Origin of the sequence: Desulfovibrio sp., from assembly GCF_041907885.1 — a bacterium.
Taxonomy (GTDB): domain Bacteria; phylum Desulfobacterota; class Desulfovibrionia; order Desulfovibrionales; family Desulfovibrionaceae; genus Desulfovibrio.
The window spans coordinates 1-16,333 of record NZ_JAYRGM010000029.1 but is presented as its reverse complement, the minus strand read 5'-3'; the positions used below and the strand labels follow the sequence as shown (position 1 = coordinate 16,333).

Annotated in this window: 13 protein-coding genes and 1 pseudogene; 3 read left to right on the top strand and 11 right to left on the bottom strand. The window is 54.9% G+C overall.

What is annotated here, in order from left to right; all coding sequences use genetic code 11:
- A partial coding sequence (locus ACE3NW_RS11405; RefSeq protein ID WP_374283488.1) for a hypothetical protein occupies nt 1–429 on the top strand: 429 nt, incomplete at its 5' end.
- 111 nt (nt 430–540) lie between these two features.
- Here ACE3NW_RS11405 and ACE3NW_RS11400 read toward each other — a convergent pair.
- From ACE3NW_RS11400 to ACE3NW_RS11350, 11 genes are all read right to left on the bottom strand, one after another.
- On the bottom strand, nt 541–1,632 hold the full coding sequence (locus tag ACE3NW_RS11400) for a tellurite resistance/C4-dicarboxylate transporter family protein (RefSeq protein ID WP_374283486.1): 1,092 nt from the start codon (nt 1,630–1,632) through the stop codon (nt 541–543).
- A complete protein-coding gene (gene narI, locus ACE3NW_RS11395; RefSeq protein WP_374283484.1) occupies nt 1,619–2,284 on the bottom strand; it encodes a respiratory nitrate reductase subunit gamma in 666 nt (221 codons plus the stop codon). The genes ACE3NW_RS11400 and narI overlap by 14 nt, the downstream gene beginning before the upstream one ends.
- Nucleotides 2,281–2,829, bottom strand: a complete 549-nt coding sequence (narJ, locus tag ACE3NW_RS11390; RefSeq protein WP_374283482.1) for a nitrate reductase molybdenum cofactor assembly chaperone — start codon at nt 2,827–2,829, stop codon at nt 2,281–2,283. The genes narI and narJ overlap by 4 nt, the downstream gene beginning before the upstream one ends.
- A complete protein-coding gene (narH, locus tag ACE3NW_RS11385; protein WP_374283480.1) occupies nt 2,826–4,289 on the bottom strand; it encodes a nitrate reductase subunit beta in 1,464 nt (487 codons plus the stop codon). The genes narJ and narH overlap by 4 nt, the downstream gene beginning before the upstream one ends.
- Nucleotides 4,279–8,025: a nitrate reductase subunit alpha gene (locus tag ACE3NW_RS11380; RefSeq protein ID WP_374283478.1), complete on the bottom strand. Its 3,747-nt coding sequence runs from the start codon at nt 8,023–8,025 to the stop codon at nt 4,279–4,281. The genes narH and ACE3NW_RS11380 overlap by 11 nt, the downstream gene beginning before the upstream one ends.
- 138 nt (nt 8,026–8,163) lie before the next feature.
- The gene (locus ACE3NW_RS11375) at nt 8,164–8,517 is read right to left on the bottom strand and encodes a DUF488 domain-containing protein (protein ID WP_303192891.1); all 354 of its coding nucleotides are present in this window, start codon (nt 8,515–8,517) and stop codon (nt 8,164–8,166) included.
- Between the two features lie 565 nt (nt 8,518–9,082).
- A complete protein-coding gene (locus ACE3NW_RS11370; protein WP_303192892.1) occupies nt 9,083–9,820 on the bottom strand; it encodes a DUF542 domain-containing protein in 738 nt (245 codons plus the stop codon).
- Between the two features lie 698 nt (nt 9,821–10,518).
- Nucleotides 10,519–11,217: an ABC transporter ATP-binding protein gene (locus ACE3NW_RS11365; protein ID WP_303192893.1), complete on the bottom strand. Its 699-nt coding sequence runs from the start codon at nt 11,215–11,217 to the stop codon at nt 10,519–10,521.
- A 3-nt stretch (nt 11,218–11,220) separates the two neighbouring features.
- A complete protein-coding gene (locus tag ACE3NW_RS11360) occupies nt 11,221–12,354 on the bottom strand; it encodes an ABC transporter permease (RefSeq protein WP_303192894.1) in 1,134 nt (377 codons plus the stop codon).
- On the bottom strand, nt 12,351–13,511 hold the full coding sequence (locus ACE3NW_RS11355) for an efflux RND transporter periplasmic adaptor subunit (protein ID WP_303192895.1): 1,161 nt from the start codon (nt 13,509–13,511) through the stop codon (nt 12,351–12,353). Before ACE3NW_RS11355 ends, ACE3NW_RS11360 begins: the two co-directional genes overlap by 4 nt.
- A gap of 18 nt (nt 13,512–13,529) precedes the next feature.
- Complete coding sequence (locus ACE3NW_RS11350) at nt 13,530–14,129, bottom strand: TetR/AcrR family transcriptional regulator (RefSeq protein WP_374283474.1); 600 nt, start codon at nt 14,127–14,129, stop codon at nt 13,530–13,532.
- An 887-nt stretch (nt 14,130–15,016) separates the two neighbouring features.
- On the opposite strand from ACE3NW_RS11350, the gene ACE3NW_RS11345 reads away from it, so the two are divergent.
- Nucleotides 15,017–15,718 (top strand): ERF family protein, encoded by a 702-nt coding sequence (locus ACE3NW_RS11345; protein ID WP_374283472.1) that lies wholly within the window; start codon nt 15,017–15,019, stop codon nt 15,716–15,718.
- Between the two features lie 68 nt (nt 15,719–15,786).
- Nucleotides 15,787–16,333, top strand: a pseudogene (locus ACE3NW_RS11340) (hypothetical protein); the annotation flags it as partial.

Genomic DNA, 16,333 nt, shown 5'->3' with positions numbered 1-16,333 from the left:
AGTGGGCAGTTTTCCGGATGGTCACGCTGCCCTGATGTTGGTGGCTGCCCGCCTGCGCTATATGGCAGGCCAAAAGTGGGGTACGCAACGGTATATGAACATGAACCAAGAGATATCGGTTTAAAACCAGGGCATTCGATGCCAGGTAGATTCCAGGCTTCATCGATTGGCTGCTACAAAATGTGCGAAAAATTCTGGACACTACCGAATTTTAAAATCATTCAGGCGTTTAAAATTAGCCGCTGTAAGGGTATTCCAGCAGCGGCTAATTTCTTCTTAAAAATTTCAACTTTAGTTGAAACATCCTCCAATGAATGCAAAAAAGGTACCTCAATTGCAGTTATTAAGCCGTTGGTGGGAGTCCCAGTATTGATTGCTCTTGTGAATGTCGCGCTTTTAATCCGTGCCGATATTTTCCAAATGAATTGATAACCATCACTGGAGTCAGCCATGTGGTCTGCCCACCCTCAAATGATATAGAAGAAATCTTGAGAGGCGTGACGCCTACATCATGACCCACATCGCCTGCAATGTGGCCGTCTATGTTGCTTGAGGGTTTTGGGCACGCCCCGTAATCTGGCAAAAGACAAAGCGGGCCAACCCGCAGAAGGTTGTCGTCCAGGCCAAGAGGGCGGCCCCAAGAGTTGCCATCGGCAGCGCTTGCAATGACGTCCCCCCCGTTAATTCCAGCAGGGAAACAGTACACACCGTATACATGCCAAGGGGAAAGACCAACCCCCAATATTCCGGATTGTAGCGCAGCGGAACGCGCTGTATCACGTGTCTCCATATCCCCAGCGGCAACAGCAGCCCAAACCACCACGTGGACAGACCCCATGCCATGATGGTCAATCCCTGTAATGTCGGGGCCAGCGCAGCCAGCTGTGAACTGGCATGCAGCATGTGCGTCAGCTCACAGCCCGCCAGAGTGGTGATAGCCATGGCTCCGGCATTGATCCAGAAAGAGGGGCTGAGATCCTTGGCCGCCAGTGGAAAGAAGGCAAGACGGTACAGGATGATGCTGATGAGCATGCCGTAGAGCGCAAATCCCGTGCCAAAGAGTGCCACCATCAGCAGAGCCGCCGCGCCGTCTGCGTCTTGAGCACCAGGGAATACATGGCTGCCCAGCACCACCAGTCCCTGCGTGCTTACTACTGCCACCAGCCATGCGCCGTTAATGGCCGGGGGGGCATCCTGCCTTGAATTTTCCTTGGCACTGGTGATGCGCGCAAGCAGAACACCCCAGACGAACACGGCCCACAGCATAGCAGCCAGCCAAAAAAGCATCTGCGCTGTGTGCGTTCCCGGCAGGTTCGGCAGCAGCACGCCGCACTGCCTGCCCAGCACGCACAGAGCGGCGGGCAGGGTAAAGTAGCCGGGACCGCGAAGAGGGTGAGCGGCGTCTTGCAGAGCACGCCGGGGAAAGAGTGCGAGCCTCGCGCCCAGCCCGGTCAGAAGTGAAAGCAGCAGAACCGCATTCAGGGCCAGCATGGCCAGTGCAGCCGTTTTCATGCCCCTTTGCGCCACTGCCAACGACACAATACCTGTGGCCATAACCATGGCAAAGTTGGCCGGAGCCTGTTCTGCCACCATGTCCAGCAGCCGGTTGCGCCACTGGCTACAGGTGTTCATAACGTTGGCGGTAGAGCACCGGGGCCGCCACCGGGTATGTTACAGGGGCGGAGAAGATATGCACCAACCGGGTAAAAGGCAGCACCGCCGCAAGTGTAAATCCGTTAATTACATGAATTTGCAGGAATAATGGCACTTCGCGCATAAGTTCGGGCTGCGGACTCAGTGCGAGAACGCTCTGCACCCACGGGGCTACGGTGTCGAAGGCCGAGACATGGGCCACAAAGACCTGATAGCCCCCAGTAAGGGCTGCCACGCAGACCAGGGCCAGAGCCAGCCAGTCACCCGCCGAGGTGGTGCAGCGCAGGGTGGGCAGGCACAGGCGGCGGTAGATCAGCAGCCCGAGGCCCGTCAGAACCAGCGGTGCCACTGCCTGCCCGGCCACAAAAGCCACGCGCACATGCAGTTCGTGTGAGATGCCCATTTTGGCAAACAGTGATGAGGGAATGAGCAGCCCCACTACATGCCCGCCCAGCGAGAGCAGAATGCCCACATGGAACATTGTGGAGCCCCAAAGCAGTAGGCGTCGTTCGAAGAACTGGCTGGAGCGTGCATTCCACTGGCCCGGCGCGTAGAGATAGCGCAGGGGCAGGCCGCACGCCATGATACTCAGGCAGACATAGGGATAGATTACATAGAAAAAGGTGTTCATGCCTGCACCTCCTCCGATATGGCATTCTCAGGCGAGGCCGCGCCCATGACCATGCACCTGGCAACGGCCCGCATAAGCGGGGTGTAGATAGTGTCATGTTTGGCGGTGTTTTTCGCGACCTTTTCGGCCACCGGGGCGAATTTTCCGCTCAAAATTTCCCGTGCCCACGCGGGAGCCTGTGCCATGAATTGCAACATGAGCGGCAGGGAATCTGGCGTTTCTCCGGGCAGGGGCTGAAATCCTGCGTCGCTGTATAGTTCCAGCAGGGCTGCCAACCCCCGGCCCAGACATGGGGAATCGCCGTACACATGCCATGCCAGATGCAGGCTGCACCCGGCGTCCATATCAAAGGCCTGCACATAGGCCTGCTGGGCGGTTACAATATCCGTAGCACCCAGTGCCTGCGCAAAGACCGCCGCCTCGGGGCACAGTTCTGCTAGCATGTGGACGGTGTCATCTTCCCGGACAAAGTTGTGCAACTGCTCGTCAGGATAGCGCAGCAGCGCGGAGAGAGCCGTCAAGGCCAAACACTGTTCTTCGGTCATGAGCGCAGCCCCCCGTGAATATCGGTGAAACCCGTGCAGCCCTTGAGATGCTCCGCGTCTTCTCCCTGAGCCTCCTCACGGTGGGCGGAGGGTATTACATAGCGGTCTTCGTGGCGGGCAACTGCCAGCAGGCGGTACATATCCTCTGCCACAGTGGTAGTGAGGCCTGTTTCGGGCTCCACTTGCCGATCCTGTGTCTGTCTGTCCAGCCGCTGATTGCGCATGTGGCGGCGCAGGGCCATAAGTTTTTCCAGAGCGCGGCGTACAGGTGCTTCGTCCCCGGCAGTGAAGAGATTGGCGAGGTAGCGCAGGGGAATGCGCATGTTATCGGGATCGGCCCAGCTTTCTTCCGCTTCGTGCTGTTCTCCTCCCGCAAGGGCGTTGAGGGGGCTGGCGGGCGGTATATACCAGACCATGGGCAGAGTGCGGAATTCGGGATGCAGAGGCAGGGCCACGCGCCATTCCACAGCCAGTTTGTACACAGGTGAGCGTTGCGCTGCCTGAATCCACGCATGGGGTACGCCATCGCGTTCGGCCTGCCGCGCGATGGCCGCATCGTGAGGATCAAGGAAGAGTTTCATCTGCGCTTCATACATATCCGTCGCCTCTGGCTGCGCAGCCGCTTGCTGCACAGCGTCCACATCCACCAGCATGACCCCCACATAGCGTATGCGTCCGGGGCAGCTCTGGGCACACAGGGGGGCCTGGGAGCTTTCCACTCGCGGGTAGCAAAACAGGCATTTTTCGGCCCTGTGCGTATTCCAGTTAAAATACACCTTTTTATAAGGACACGCTCCCACACATTGCCGCCAGCCCCGACAGCGGCTCTGGTCTACCAGCACAATTCCGTCCTCGTCGCGCTTGTAGATAGCTCCCGAGGGGCAGGACGCCACACAGGCCGGATGCAAACAGTGTTCGCACAGGCGCGGCAGGTGCATCATGAAGACCCGCTCAAAGCGCAGCAGGGCTTCGGCCTGCAAGCCAGTAAAGTTGGGATCGTCCAGCCCGGTGATATGTGTACCCGCGAGATCGCCCTCCCAATTGGGCCCGGCGGCGGGGGTCATGGGCTGTCCGGAGATGGCGGATACCGCTTCAGCCTGTGGCTGATGGCGCGTGGGGCCGCTCTTGGCCAGGTGTGCGTAGTCGTAGGTCCACGGCTCGTAATACTGCTCCATGCCCGGTTGGGCCGTATTGCCGAAGAGCGACGCCAGCCGTCCCAGCTTGCCTCCGCCCGCCAGCACAGGGCCGTTCTTACCCAATTCCCAGCCTGAGGGGGAGGTGTCGCGCCGTTCCCACTGTTTGGGATAGCCCACACCGGGCTTGGTTTCTACATGGTTAAACCACATATACTCGCTGCCCCGTGCCGTGGTCCACGCGTTCTTGCAGGGTATGCTGCATGTGTGGCAGCCAAGGCACTTGTCCAGATTCAGCACCATGCCCATTTGCGCTTTAATTTTCATGGAATGTAACCTCTCCGGCTTTGCGAATGACCACCTGTTCGTCACGTTGGCAGCCCGTGGGCCCGTAATAGTTGAACCCATAGCTAAGCTGGGCGTAGCCGCCTATCATCTGCGTGGGTTTGACAAAGGTGCGGGTGAGGCTGTTGTGCGTGCCGCCGCGCATGCCGGAAAGCGGGGAGATCGGCGTGTGCAGGTGACGCTCTTGCGCGTGGTGGATGAACACGCTGCCCTGTGGAATGCGGTGGTTCACCAGTGCCCGCCCCATGAATACGCCGTTGGCATTGTAGCATTCCAGCCATTGGTTATCGTCAATGCCAGCACGCGCAGCATCCTCGTGGTTGATCCATATTTCCCCGCCCCCGCGCGACAGGGTGCGCATGATAAGATTGTCGGAATAGGTCGAGTGGATGGACCACTTGCTGTGCGGAGTGAGCATATTGAGTACCAGGTCGCCCTCCACGCGGGGGATGTGGCGGCCTGTTGTTTCGCCAAAGAGGGCCAGTGGCAGGGGATTACGGAATACCGGTAAACTTTCGCCCATAGCGCGCATCCACTGATGGTCCAGATAGAAATGCTGCCGCCCGCTGAGGGTGTGGAAGGGCAACAGGAAACGCAGGTTCTGTGTGAAGGGGGAGTAGGGCGTGCCTTCCTCCTCAATACCGCTCCATGTGGGGCTGTTCAGCGCCCTCCCTGGCTGGGCGGTGATGGAGCCAAGGGTGTGGCGTGTGCCCTCGTGTGGGACGGAAAGCTGGCGCAGGGTCGTGCCAGTCTGTTTTTCCAGCCCCTCCCACGAACGAAGGCTCACGCGGCCATTGCTTTCGGGTGAGAGGGCAAGGATGGTTTCACAAACGTCCTTGGAACTGAACAATCGGGGCAGGCCGCAGGCGCAATTCTCTTCGCGTACCACGCCCAGTAGCGATTTGAGGTATTCGTGTTCCTCGGTTCCGTCCCAGCGTACCCCCTTGGCCCCCATGCCGCCGGGGCGGGCAATATTGGGGCCGAGAGCGCTGTGCATGGCTGCGATATCCCCGTAATGGCGCGTTACAATGCGCAGATTGGGCATGGTTTTGCCTGGCACAGGGTCGCATTCGCCCAGGTACCAGTCCCGAACTTCGCCCAGAGGCTGAGCGATTTCGCCAGGGGTGTCGTGCTGCAGCGGCGCGGCCACGATGTCGTGGCGCGTGCCCAGATGTTTTTGGGCCATACGCGAAAAAGCTTCGGCAATGCCCTTGAACATATCCCAGTTTTCACGTGATTCCCACGCTGGGTCTGTGGCCTGGGTGAATGGGTGGATAAAGGGGTGCATGTCTGTGCTGGAGAGGTCGTGGCATTCATACCAGTGAGCAGCAGGGAGCACGATGTCCGAATACAGGCAGGTTGTGCTCATGCGAAAATCCGAGGTGACCACCAGATCCAGCTTGCCGCCCATGTCCGCATTCGTCTTGTCACTTATACTGTGGGATTGAGTGCTTACACTTTCAGGGTAGTGTGCGGACTCCTCACCGCGAACGGCATTTTCCGTACCGAGTAAATGCCGTAGAAAGTATTCGTGCCCCTTTACGTTGGAACCCAGCGGATTGGTGCGCCAAAACATCATGAAGCGCGGCACGTTGGATGCACTGGACGGCGCGTGCACGGCCATGTCCAAGTCGCCCGACTTGAGGCGCTGAACTGCATGGTGGATCATGTCATCTGGTGTCGTGGCTCCAGCTTCTTGGGCCTTGTGGCAAACCTCCAGCGGGTTTTCGTTAAATTGTGGGTAGAAGGGCAGCCAGCCCATGCGCACAGCCTTGGCATTGCAGTCCGCCGGATGGGCTGGCAGGGAATTGGACAGGCCATTATTTAGGGCTGGCGGGCACATAGCCTTCATGTCCAGCAGCTCGTAACGCCATGCGTCAGTGGCAAAATAATAGAAAGACGTGCCATTTTGCAGACGCGGTGGTTCTATCCAGTCCGAAGCCATGGACACGGTGGTCCAGCCCGACAGGGGGCGTACCTTTTCTTGCCCCACATAGTGGGCCCAGCCGCCGCCATTTACGCCCTGGCAGCCGCACAGGGTAGTGAGCGCCAGAATGGCGCGATAGGTCAGGTCGTTGTTATACCAGTGGTTGATGCCCGCGCCCATGATAATCATGGATTTGCCGCCGGTTTGCTCGGCATTGCGGGCAAATTCCAGCGCAACGCGTACGGCCTGCTCCGCAGGCACGCCGGTGATGGGCGTCTGCCATTCCGGCGAGGCGTACACATCATCTTTTTGATCTGCATAGCGGGACAGGCCAAGGTCTGCCGTCAGCAGATCAAAGACCGTGGTCACCAGCCGTTCCCGCCCCATTATTTTCATTCTGGCGCAGGGTATATCCATGGATCGCAGGGCGGGGCTTTCGGCGTCAAAGCGAGGGAAATGCACCGTGGCCCTCACGGGAGTAAAGTCCGAATTTCCCACAAAAGGTTCGGCAAGGCTCAGCACCGGGGCCAGCTCTTTGCCGTCTTCACAATCCTGTAAACGTAGATTCCATGTGCCTTGCTCGCCATAACGCGTGCCGATGCTGCCATTGGGTACGGCGGGAGCCTTACGGTTCTGGTCATAAACAACAGTTTTCCACTGGGGATTGTTGCCCTGTCGTCCAACATCATCGGCACGTACAAAGCGCCCTGCCAGAAGCGCGCCGTCCTGCTCTTCCAGCAGCACCAGACAGGGCAGGTCTGTGAATTGCAGCGCGTAGTCCTCAAATGCGGGCACGCGGCGGGCAAGATAGCATTCATTGAGAACCACGCGGGCCATGGCAAGCGCCAGGGCCGCGTCAGTACCCGCCTTGGCAGGCAGCCAGTGGTCTGCAAATTTTGCGTAGTCGGCATAGTCGGGCGACACTGCGGCGATCTTGGTCCCGCGATAGCGGGCTTCCACATAAAAATGTGCATCCGGCGTGCGCGTCAGAGGAATATTGGAACCCCATGCAATGATATAGCCCGCATTGTACCAGTCGGCGCTTTCGGGTACGTCGGTTTGGTCGCCCCAGATTTGCGGGGAGGCAGGGGGCAGATCGCAATACCAGTCATAAAAGCTGATCATGCTGCCACCCAGCAGATTGAAGAAGCGTGCCCCAGAGGCAAAACCCACCATGGACATGGCGGGCAGGGGGGTAAAACCGAAAACGCGGTCAGGGCCGTATTTCTTGATGGTATGCACCAGCGCGGCGGCTATCATGGTTTCCGCCTCTTCCCACGATACGCGCACAAAACCGCCCTTGCCCCGCCGGGCATGGCTTTGGGCTCGGGCGGCGGTATCGTCCATGAGGCGGGCCCATGCCAAAACGGGATCAGAGACAGGTCCCGTGGCGGCAAGAGCCGTACGCCAGCGTTGCAACAGGTCGGCCCGGATGAGCGGATGTCGCACGCGCAGGGGACTGTACACATACCACGATGCGGAAACGCCACGCGGGCAGCCGCGAGGTTCGTAGTCGGGGAAGTCGGGATGGGCCGAGGGGTAGTCGGTTTTTTGCGCTTCCCACACAATAACCCCGTCCTTGACAAAGACATCAAAAGAGCAGGATCCGGTGCAGTTAACCCCATGCGTGGAGCGCACCACCTTGTCGTATTGCCAGCGGCGGCGATAATAGTCTTCCCACTGGCGACCACCCTTACGCTCGGCATAATCCTTGCGGTGCAAGAGATTCTGCCCCAGTTCACGCAGCCGCAGACCGAGCTGGCGCAGCGCTTGTCTTCCGGAGTGTCTCATATATGCTCCTTGGGATGCGCAGACGGCGGCGTCAGCGCAATGGGCTTTCCACTGTGTGTCAGTGGTGCTGACTATTGAACATGTTGGCGGTTGTGCAGCGATGATTACGCTCACAAAAACCGTAAAGTGCGGGCAAGATTACCCGGCGTGTCGGCATATATATTCCAGTAGAGCCACGGCGTTGTTATGCTTGTCGTCCTTTGCGGCGTGTAGCAGTGTCACCAACTGATGCTCCGCCAACGTGCGCAGCTGCGCTACCGCATCCGGGGCATGGCTCAACTCCACGAAGTAGCGCTCTCGAAATGTCGTCCATTTTGCAGGGTCGTGGGCAAACCATTTGCGCAGCTCCGTAGAGGGGGCAATTTCCTTGAGCCAGAGCTCCACACGGGCTTCTTCCTTTGTCATGCCGCGCGGCCAGATGCGGTCCACCAGAATGCGCAGGCCGTCTGCGGCCAAGGGTTGGTCGTAGATGCGTTTGAGGGCAAAACTCATAGATACTCCTTCAATGCCAGTTACAGGCTAACCTGTTTACTTTGAAAGAGCCGCGCCACCAATGGCAGTGTTGCCAGATATATAAAACTCAGGGGGAGCGGACGAGAAGCCTTTTGCGTATTCCTACCCCATCATGCAAAATGCACTGCAAAAATTAGACGGCAGAGAGCACGAGGCTCAGTAGCGCCACATAGTGCAGTAGCCATGCGTGGGGCATACAGGCGTGGTGAATAACGAGCGCAGCAGCGTGGGCATAAAGAAATCGAAGGGATATAGCATAGCCTGCTGCACGGTTGCGGTGAAGAGTGAGCAACGCCCAATACCCATCACTTCCAGACAAAACACTATAACTTAAGTAACTTGCATAAAAAATCTGCAAAGGGATGCGAAAACAGTGCGACGATATGAACATGATGATGTTGGCTGAAGCACGCCCATGGACGCCAGAGCCAGCATGACCACGTTCGTCTCCTTCCGCGCAGTCGCTCAAAGGTGAAGGGCACGTGAAGATTAGCAATTTTCCTGTCTTATCATACGCCATCTTCACGCAGGTACTGCGGTACAGTTATGTTGTCCGTACCTGTTCCTCCAAACTTATCGCCTTGGGAAAAAGAATGTTGTTTTCCAGAAAGATATGCTCGTGAAGATCAGCTTCAAGTTGTTGCAGACCATCGTACAGGGCCCTGAATGAGGTGCAGAAGTCCGGCAGCACTGCGTAGTTCTGTGTGGTCTTGCGCAGGGCCTCCAGCAACCTACCCGCCCCTTCGTGTTCATAAATCATCTGGCCTATGGGATTACGCACCGAGCCGCAGTGCGATTGGGCGGGGGGGCCGCCAGCGGTCTGTTGTTCCAGTGCGCAAATAAGGGGGAAGAGAATGTTTTCCTCTTTGGGCAGATGCCCCAGCAGCTCCTGGCGCAGGGGCTCAAAGCTGCGGGCTACTTCGGTCAGCATGGCACCGTGCCGCTCGGCATGGGCCTTGCGTACCTTGTCCAAGAGCTCCTGAAGATGGGGGAGAGTGCTGTACAGGTAGGCATGGTGCGTATCCACAATGTGGCGACACAATTCGCAGGGGAGAACGGCGCGCCAGTCTTTTTGTGGTGCGCGCAGGGGCAGGGGGCGTTCCAGAGCCTTGTGCAGCTCCTGCACAACATTTTCCACAGGGTGGGCGATGGCAAGTGCGGCATCCCGCAAGGGCTTTTGCCCGCCGCAGCAGGTATCTATGCCCATGGTCTCTAAAGCTTCACGCAATCGTGTGTCGGCCAGTGCAATGTCGCTGACCTTCATGTCGGCTGTGATGTTCATGGTACGCCTCCAAGAAATTAACTGGTTGGAGTGTTTTCACACCAAGGGGAACGCCCTGCGCCAGCTATTGCGCGGTATTTTGCAAAAACTGCCGGGCGTGTGCTCCTACTTTTTCACGAACGTAAAGAAGTGCACATAGACCTGTTTTCACATACCGGTGGCTTACCTCTGCCGCAAGACGTTCTTCCCGACGGTTTGTCGTGGCTGTTTCGAAAATCTGGGCGGCATTGTCCAAAAATGGGTTTCTCCAGCGGTAATACATGCTCTGAGTGATTGATATTAATGCTTCCCGGCTATGGATATATAACTATCGTCAGAATTTCGAATAGTTATGATACAAAAAAGTTGCAAAAAGCATCGCGCCTCAAGGAGATTTTGAACATAAGCCATGCTACAACATTTTTCTCTCAAATTCTATTTATGAATCCCAGACATTTTTTCAAAAACTAAAAGAGCAGTATAAAACCGGACGTTCGCTCCATCAGTTTGGTTTCAAAGAGCAGTTTACGGTAATGGTCTTTATCCGACCTGCAGCAAGGTGCTGCAACGCGATATGTTCGGCATGTATCAAACTGTCATGCCCAAAAGTGCGGGGTATGCGCTTCCTTGACCCTGCAAAAAAACCAGTGCTCTCGTGCTACAGCTGGGGCTTGCAAAATGCCTCTTCGCTCCGAATACGGATGGGCAACAGAGCCGCCTCAGTCATCCTGCACCAGTTTGCCGTCCCGGAGGTAAAATGTTTGATCAAAACGATCAAAAATTTTTTCATCGTGGGTTACAACCAATACCGTGGCGTTTTGCTCTGCGGCTACTTTGCGAAACAAATCCATCACAACGCCAGCGCGTTCTGAATCTAGGGCAGCGGTGGGTTCGTCAGCGAGAATAATTCGGGGCTTGTTGGCCAATGCCCGGGCAATGGCGACCCGCTGGGCTTCTCCGCCAGAAAGCCGTGACGGCGCCGTTTCACTTCTGTGCTCAACCTGCAGATATTTTAACAAATCCATCGCGCGTTGGCGGGCTGCATCTGGTGAAACTTTGGCAAGTTCTAAAACAATGGCAATGTTTTCAGCGGCATTTAAAAAAGGCAGCAGATTGTGAAACTGGAATATAAAACCAATGCTGTCCAACCGCAGACGGCGTAAATCCTTCTGCCGCCATCCCCCGTCATAAACAAGCTGTCCATCGAGTTCCATGCGCCCGCTGCTTGGCTCCAGGATGCACCCAATGATATTGAGCAGGGTACTTTTGCCGGAACCGCTCGGGCCAAGCAATCCAACAACCTCACCCGGATACACCTGCAACGAAATTTGCTTTAGGGCGTCAACTTGCGCATCGCCCTGCCCAAATGATTTTGAAAGGTTCTGAATGTTGACCAGCGGCATTCTGTGGTTGGACATATTCTATCCTCCCAAAGCTACGGCAGGCTCAATTTTCAGCGCAAGGCGCACACCCATGCCACTGGCAAGCACACATAAAATCAGCACTGCGCAGGCCAAAGACAATCCGTCCTCTGGCATAAGGATTACCTGCCGGGGAAAATAGTTCTTGGTAAGCCTGATAAGCAAGGCTCCCAAGGAAAAACCGATCACAGCCATGGCTACAGCTTCCTGAACAATAAGCCCAACAATGATGCTGTCTGGAGCGCCAATCAATTTGAGCGTGGCTATCTCGCGCCTTTTATCCATGGTCATGGTATAAATAAGAAGTGAAATGATGACGGAAGAAACGGCAAGCAACACGACAGTGAAAAGCCCGATCTGGCGGCGAGATTTGTCGACCACCGATTTTATCAAGATATCCTCCTGAATTGACTGGCTTAACCCCGTGAGATGTTTCCAGCGGCTAACGGACTGTACGACCCTCTCTGGATTTGCTCCTGTCGCAACTTTAACAACCACCGCGTTGATGATATCCCTGCTGGCTGGCGCGGTGCCACGCTCGGCTTCCCGCCGCGCAACCGGGGGCTCCAGTTCAAATTGCAGGCGTTGCGCGTCCTGCAACGTAATATAGGCCACAGGGTCACCGCCCGAAGAAACCTGGTTTTGGGTCAACCCCACCACAACAAACGTGTTTCGCCCCAAGCGAACCTCTTCGCCCAAACTTAGCCCGCTCTTGATGTCAGCCAACATTTCATAGTGACCACGGGTTATAAAACGCCCCGCGATTGTATTCGCGGGTTCTCCTGGTCTCCCTGGCTCATATCCCACCATGTAAAGCCTGATCTTTTTTTCGTTGTGCGTAGTTTCAACTGATTGATAGGTTATAGAGCCTGATGCGGCCACCGTAGACAGGCTGGCAATTATTTCCCTGGTATCACCAGGTATTCTTGACGATTCAGCGAAAGGACCTTTTTTTCCAGCCTCCACTACCCACAGATCGGCCTCAGGCGCTCTGGACAAAGACAACGCTTCTTCAACCAGGCCGCGATAAATGCCGACCATCGATAGCACAAGACCCAAAAGCAGGCTGAGCCCCAGGCACGTCAGCGAGAATCTCCCCAAATTGTGCCGGATATCATGCGCCGCCAGATTCATGGAATGCTCCGTGGCAGTATTACCGCTCTACGGCCTTGCCGTAAGCTGGGCGACGGAGTAGCAACTACCTGGCTTGCTTCGGGCAATCCCTGGATCACCGGCAGAGAGCCTTCAAGCGTGCCTTGCCCAAAGCTCAATCGGCGCAGATGGAGTGTGCCGTTCTCCAACGTCCAAACCTCTCCACTGTTACCATTCCGCTCAGAAATCTGGGTTTCCGGAACCAGCACCACGTCATTCAAAAGATCAGTTGAAATGACCACCTCGGCCTGCTCGCCCAGGTGAAAATCACGCGGGCAATTCCCCCAGGTCACGTAAATACGCCGTTCTTCGCCTATTCTGTCACTTTCCAGATCCACCCGCGCGACCCTGCCGACAAATCGCTGCCCAGGAAGGGACCGTAGGCGAACCTCAGCCGGCTGACCAACCTCTATATGTCCAGCCTTTGCCTCGTCGACAAAGGCGCGAACCCATACCGAGCAGGGATCCACCAGCGTGAAAGCTGGTTCCCCGGTTTGCAGCATTGTGCCCATTTCAGCGTGACGGCTTATGATCATGGCGTCATACGGTGCCGTTAGAAAATGCTGAGACAGCACTTCCTTTGATAAACTGACTTGAACCTCTGCATCCCTTAAACTTGCGGCGGCTGCTGCAACCTCAGCTCCAGCCAAATCCACTTCGGCTTCAGCTGTTTTGGTTGTGGCAAGCGATACCTCAACTTCTTCAACTGTGACCGCGTTTTGTTGTTTCAACATATGGCGGCGATTGCTTTGTTGCTGCTTCAACGCAAGGTTAATGCGCGATTTTTGAAAATTGGCCTTCGCAATATTTAGGTTGGCTCTGGCCTTTTCCAGGTTTGCCAAAGCCTTGGCCACCTGATTTTCTTGTTCCACGTTGTCCAGAACAGCCAGAACCTGGCCCTTCTTTACAACATCGCCGTGGTCAGCCTTTAATTCACGCAGAATCCCGTTTACCTTGAACCCCACGTTTGATTTGACTTTCGCCTCCACCGTTCCAAGGCCAAATACCTGAATTTGCGCCTCTGGAATCGGTTCAATGACCTGGACAGCAACGGGGTGAAAATACATGTAACTCGGCACGACAACGGCAATTATGCCAATAAATGCCGTTGATAGAATCATTCTGTTAAATTTGGGCATGAATTATTCCTTTGCCTGTCAGCATGCCCCGTGCATGCCATGTAGCAAAATTTCCAGAAGCCGACGGCTTTCTGTTGCAAGGTCAAAAGTGCGGCCGCCGAGCGACCACCGCGTGGCAAGACCTGATGCCAAGGTTAAAAGGAGACTGGCTATTTCCTGTGGGGTAAACACGCAAGACAAATCGCGATCTATCTGAGCTTGTCTGGATAGTTCGGCCAATAAATTATTAAAGTCGGAGGCCATCGAGTTAAAAGCCTGACGCAATAAATCATTTTGTGCATGCAACTCGCGTGAGAATATGAGGGAATGCAGCGCTGGTGTATGTTGAACAAACTCTAAATGCGCGCCAATGACTTTTTTTATTTTTTCAAAAGCGCTTACTTCTGTTTTACAGGCTTCTTCCCAACGTTTTTTTGCTTCTGTTATCAGCCACTCAGCCACCGCAAGCCAAAGATCCTGCTTTGTGGAAAAATGACGAAACACACCAGCCTGGGTAATGCCAACACGGTCGGCCACAGCCTGGGTGCTCACACCCCCCGGCCCCAGTTCGGCAACCAATGACAGCGTTGCGGCAACAATTTCGGATTTTCTGGCCGTACTGCTTTTTCTAATGCCCATTGCCCCTCCATTAAGTTGGTAAGTGTTTACTAACTTAATGCCGTAATTCGTGTCAAGGCAGCGAGTTTCACGGCGCGTCAGGAGTTATTCATCGCAGAGCTTTTACGTGCGATTTAGATCTCATTTTTATCATAACTATTTGCAGTAGCTGGTTTTTTATATCATCTTGGAGGCTGGCGACGATGGATATGTTTGTAGACTGGGCAAAAAGGAGATGTGGCGGAGGGAGGTCTGGCAACGAAAAGCCGGGATTGCGCCACAATTTGTCGTGCCAACCTAAAGTATTACTGAGTTCCTGGCCACGGCGATGTGCGTTTTGTCCTCAGACAGATGCCTCTTAGGATTGAACGTCCCTTTGAATTTGGATATCAGCCCAACATCGTTGCGGGAAAGGTTGAAGCACAAGGGAACTGTGAACGGTCAAGAGAATTTCATAAGCTTGAATAGTTGCACAATCGTGATTAAAAACTTTTGTTACGGTAAGATGCCAATAATATTGATATTCATAATTTGAGCAATGTAAATGCGAACTACGCTTTTTAGCAATATTACAAGTATAAGATACTGTAGCGCAACACACAGAACAACAAGTTGATTAGCTGTGAAAAATTCTTTTCATGATAGCAATCATAAGAGAGAAAAATGCCTTGAAATACTATAATGATCCTGTCGGATGCGCAGAATGCTCTACGCATATTTCACTAGATTAGTGCTAATGACTTTTTGCGTCGGGCTAGTATCGCAAGATAAAAATAAATTTATGTAATTCATTAAAATTCAGCTATATATAACATTATTGAAAAGGTCAGAGCTGCCTTCCTAAACACATCACGGGTCCTGCCAGGCCACAAATAGGACAGGAATTATTTCATTTTTGGGGGGCAAATATGAACCAATACCAATCAGAAAACATTACCGATCTGGCCAAGGCCCTGCTCAACGTGCAGCGAACCGTACAACCTATTGCCAAGGACGCTGAAAATCCCTTCACCAAAAGCTGGTACGCTAGCCTCAACAGCGTCATGGACGCCTGCCGTGATGCTCTTATCGAAAATGGCATCTGGCTGTGCCAGTATCCTGTGCCTGTGGAACAGCCCAACTCATTAGGGCTGGTTACAAAACTGACACATGCAGAGTCTGGTCAGTGGCAAAGTTCCCTTGCGGTGGTGCCTCTGCCCAAAGCCGACCCGCAGGGCATGGGATCGGCAATAACCTACGCCCGTCGCTACGCTCTAACCGCCATGTTGGGCATGGTTACGGAAGATGACGATGGCGAAGGGGCTAAAAATTGCAAAAAATCGTTCACCCGCCCCAAATTGCCCGTAAACGCCCCCGAATCACAAAAAGAGCGACAACGCAACCCATCTACCGCAAACAACATTTCAGACCCCTCAAATCGACCGCCAGCAAGCCTTGAGAATCTCCCGCCGCTGGAAGGTGTCACCTACCAGCAAGTTACAGCCCAAGACGGACGTCCTTGCATCATTGCCACCGGCAACACGCAGGCCAAAAAAGAATTACTTACCGGTTCGGGCTTCCGTTGGAACCCGCAGAGAAAATTGTGGTGGAAGTATGTTGACGCCGCATAGCAAAAATCAAAATATCGAGTGAAAGGGCTGCCTGATGGCGGCCCTTTCACGTTTATGGAGACTAAACCATGGAGCAGAAGAACCGCACGGAAGGATTGAGGGCGCTAATCAGACAGGGCCTGCAAGCCGTTGCCCACAAAGACACACTGGCCCTGCTGGGCGACCGTTCCAGCTACATTGGTATGAGTGACATTGGCCAGCACTGGGAATGCCCCCGGGCTGCGTTGGCCAGAAAGGTGATGCCCACCACAAACAGCCTGGAACGGCTGCTTACGCTGCAGCGCGGGCACTGGTTCGAATCTGGGGTTGGGCAAGCTCTGGCATCGCAGGGCCTCCATGTACTGCCCCAGCTTGAGATCAACTGGCAGCATCAGGGCGTACCTATCAAAGCCCATCTTGATTTTGTGCTGGTCTGGGGTGCGCCCGTTAATGCCATACGGATTCTGGAAGTTAAAAGCACCGACAAGCTGCCCGACATACCACACGATTCCCATCTGCTGCAACTGCACGGGCAAATCGGCCTTTTGGTAAAAGCATGGAACAAGCCCGTTTTCAGTCTTCGTGCTGAGGACGGCACGATTCTGCATGACAAAATGACCTTCCCTCAACTTTGCC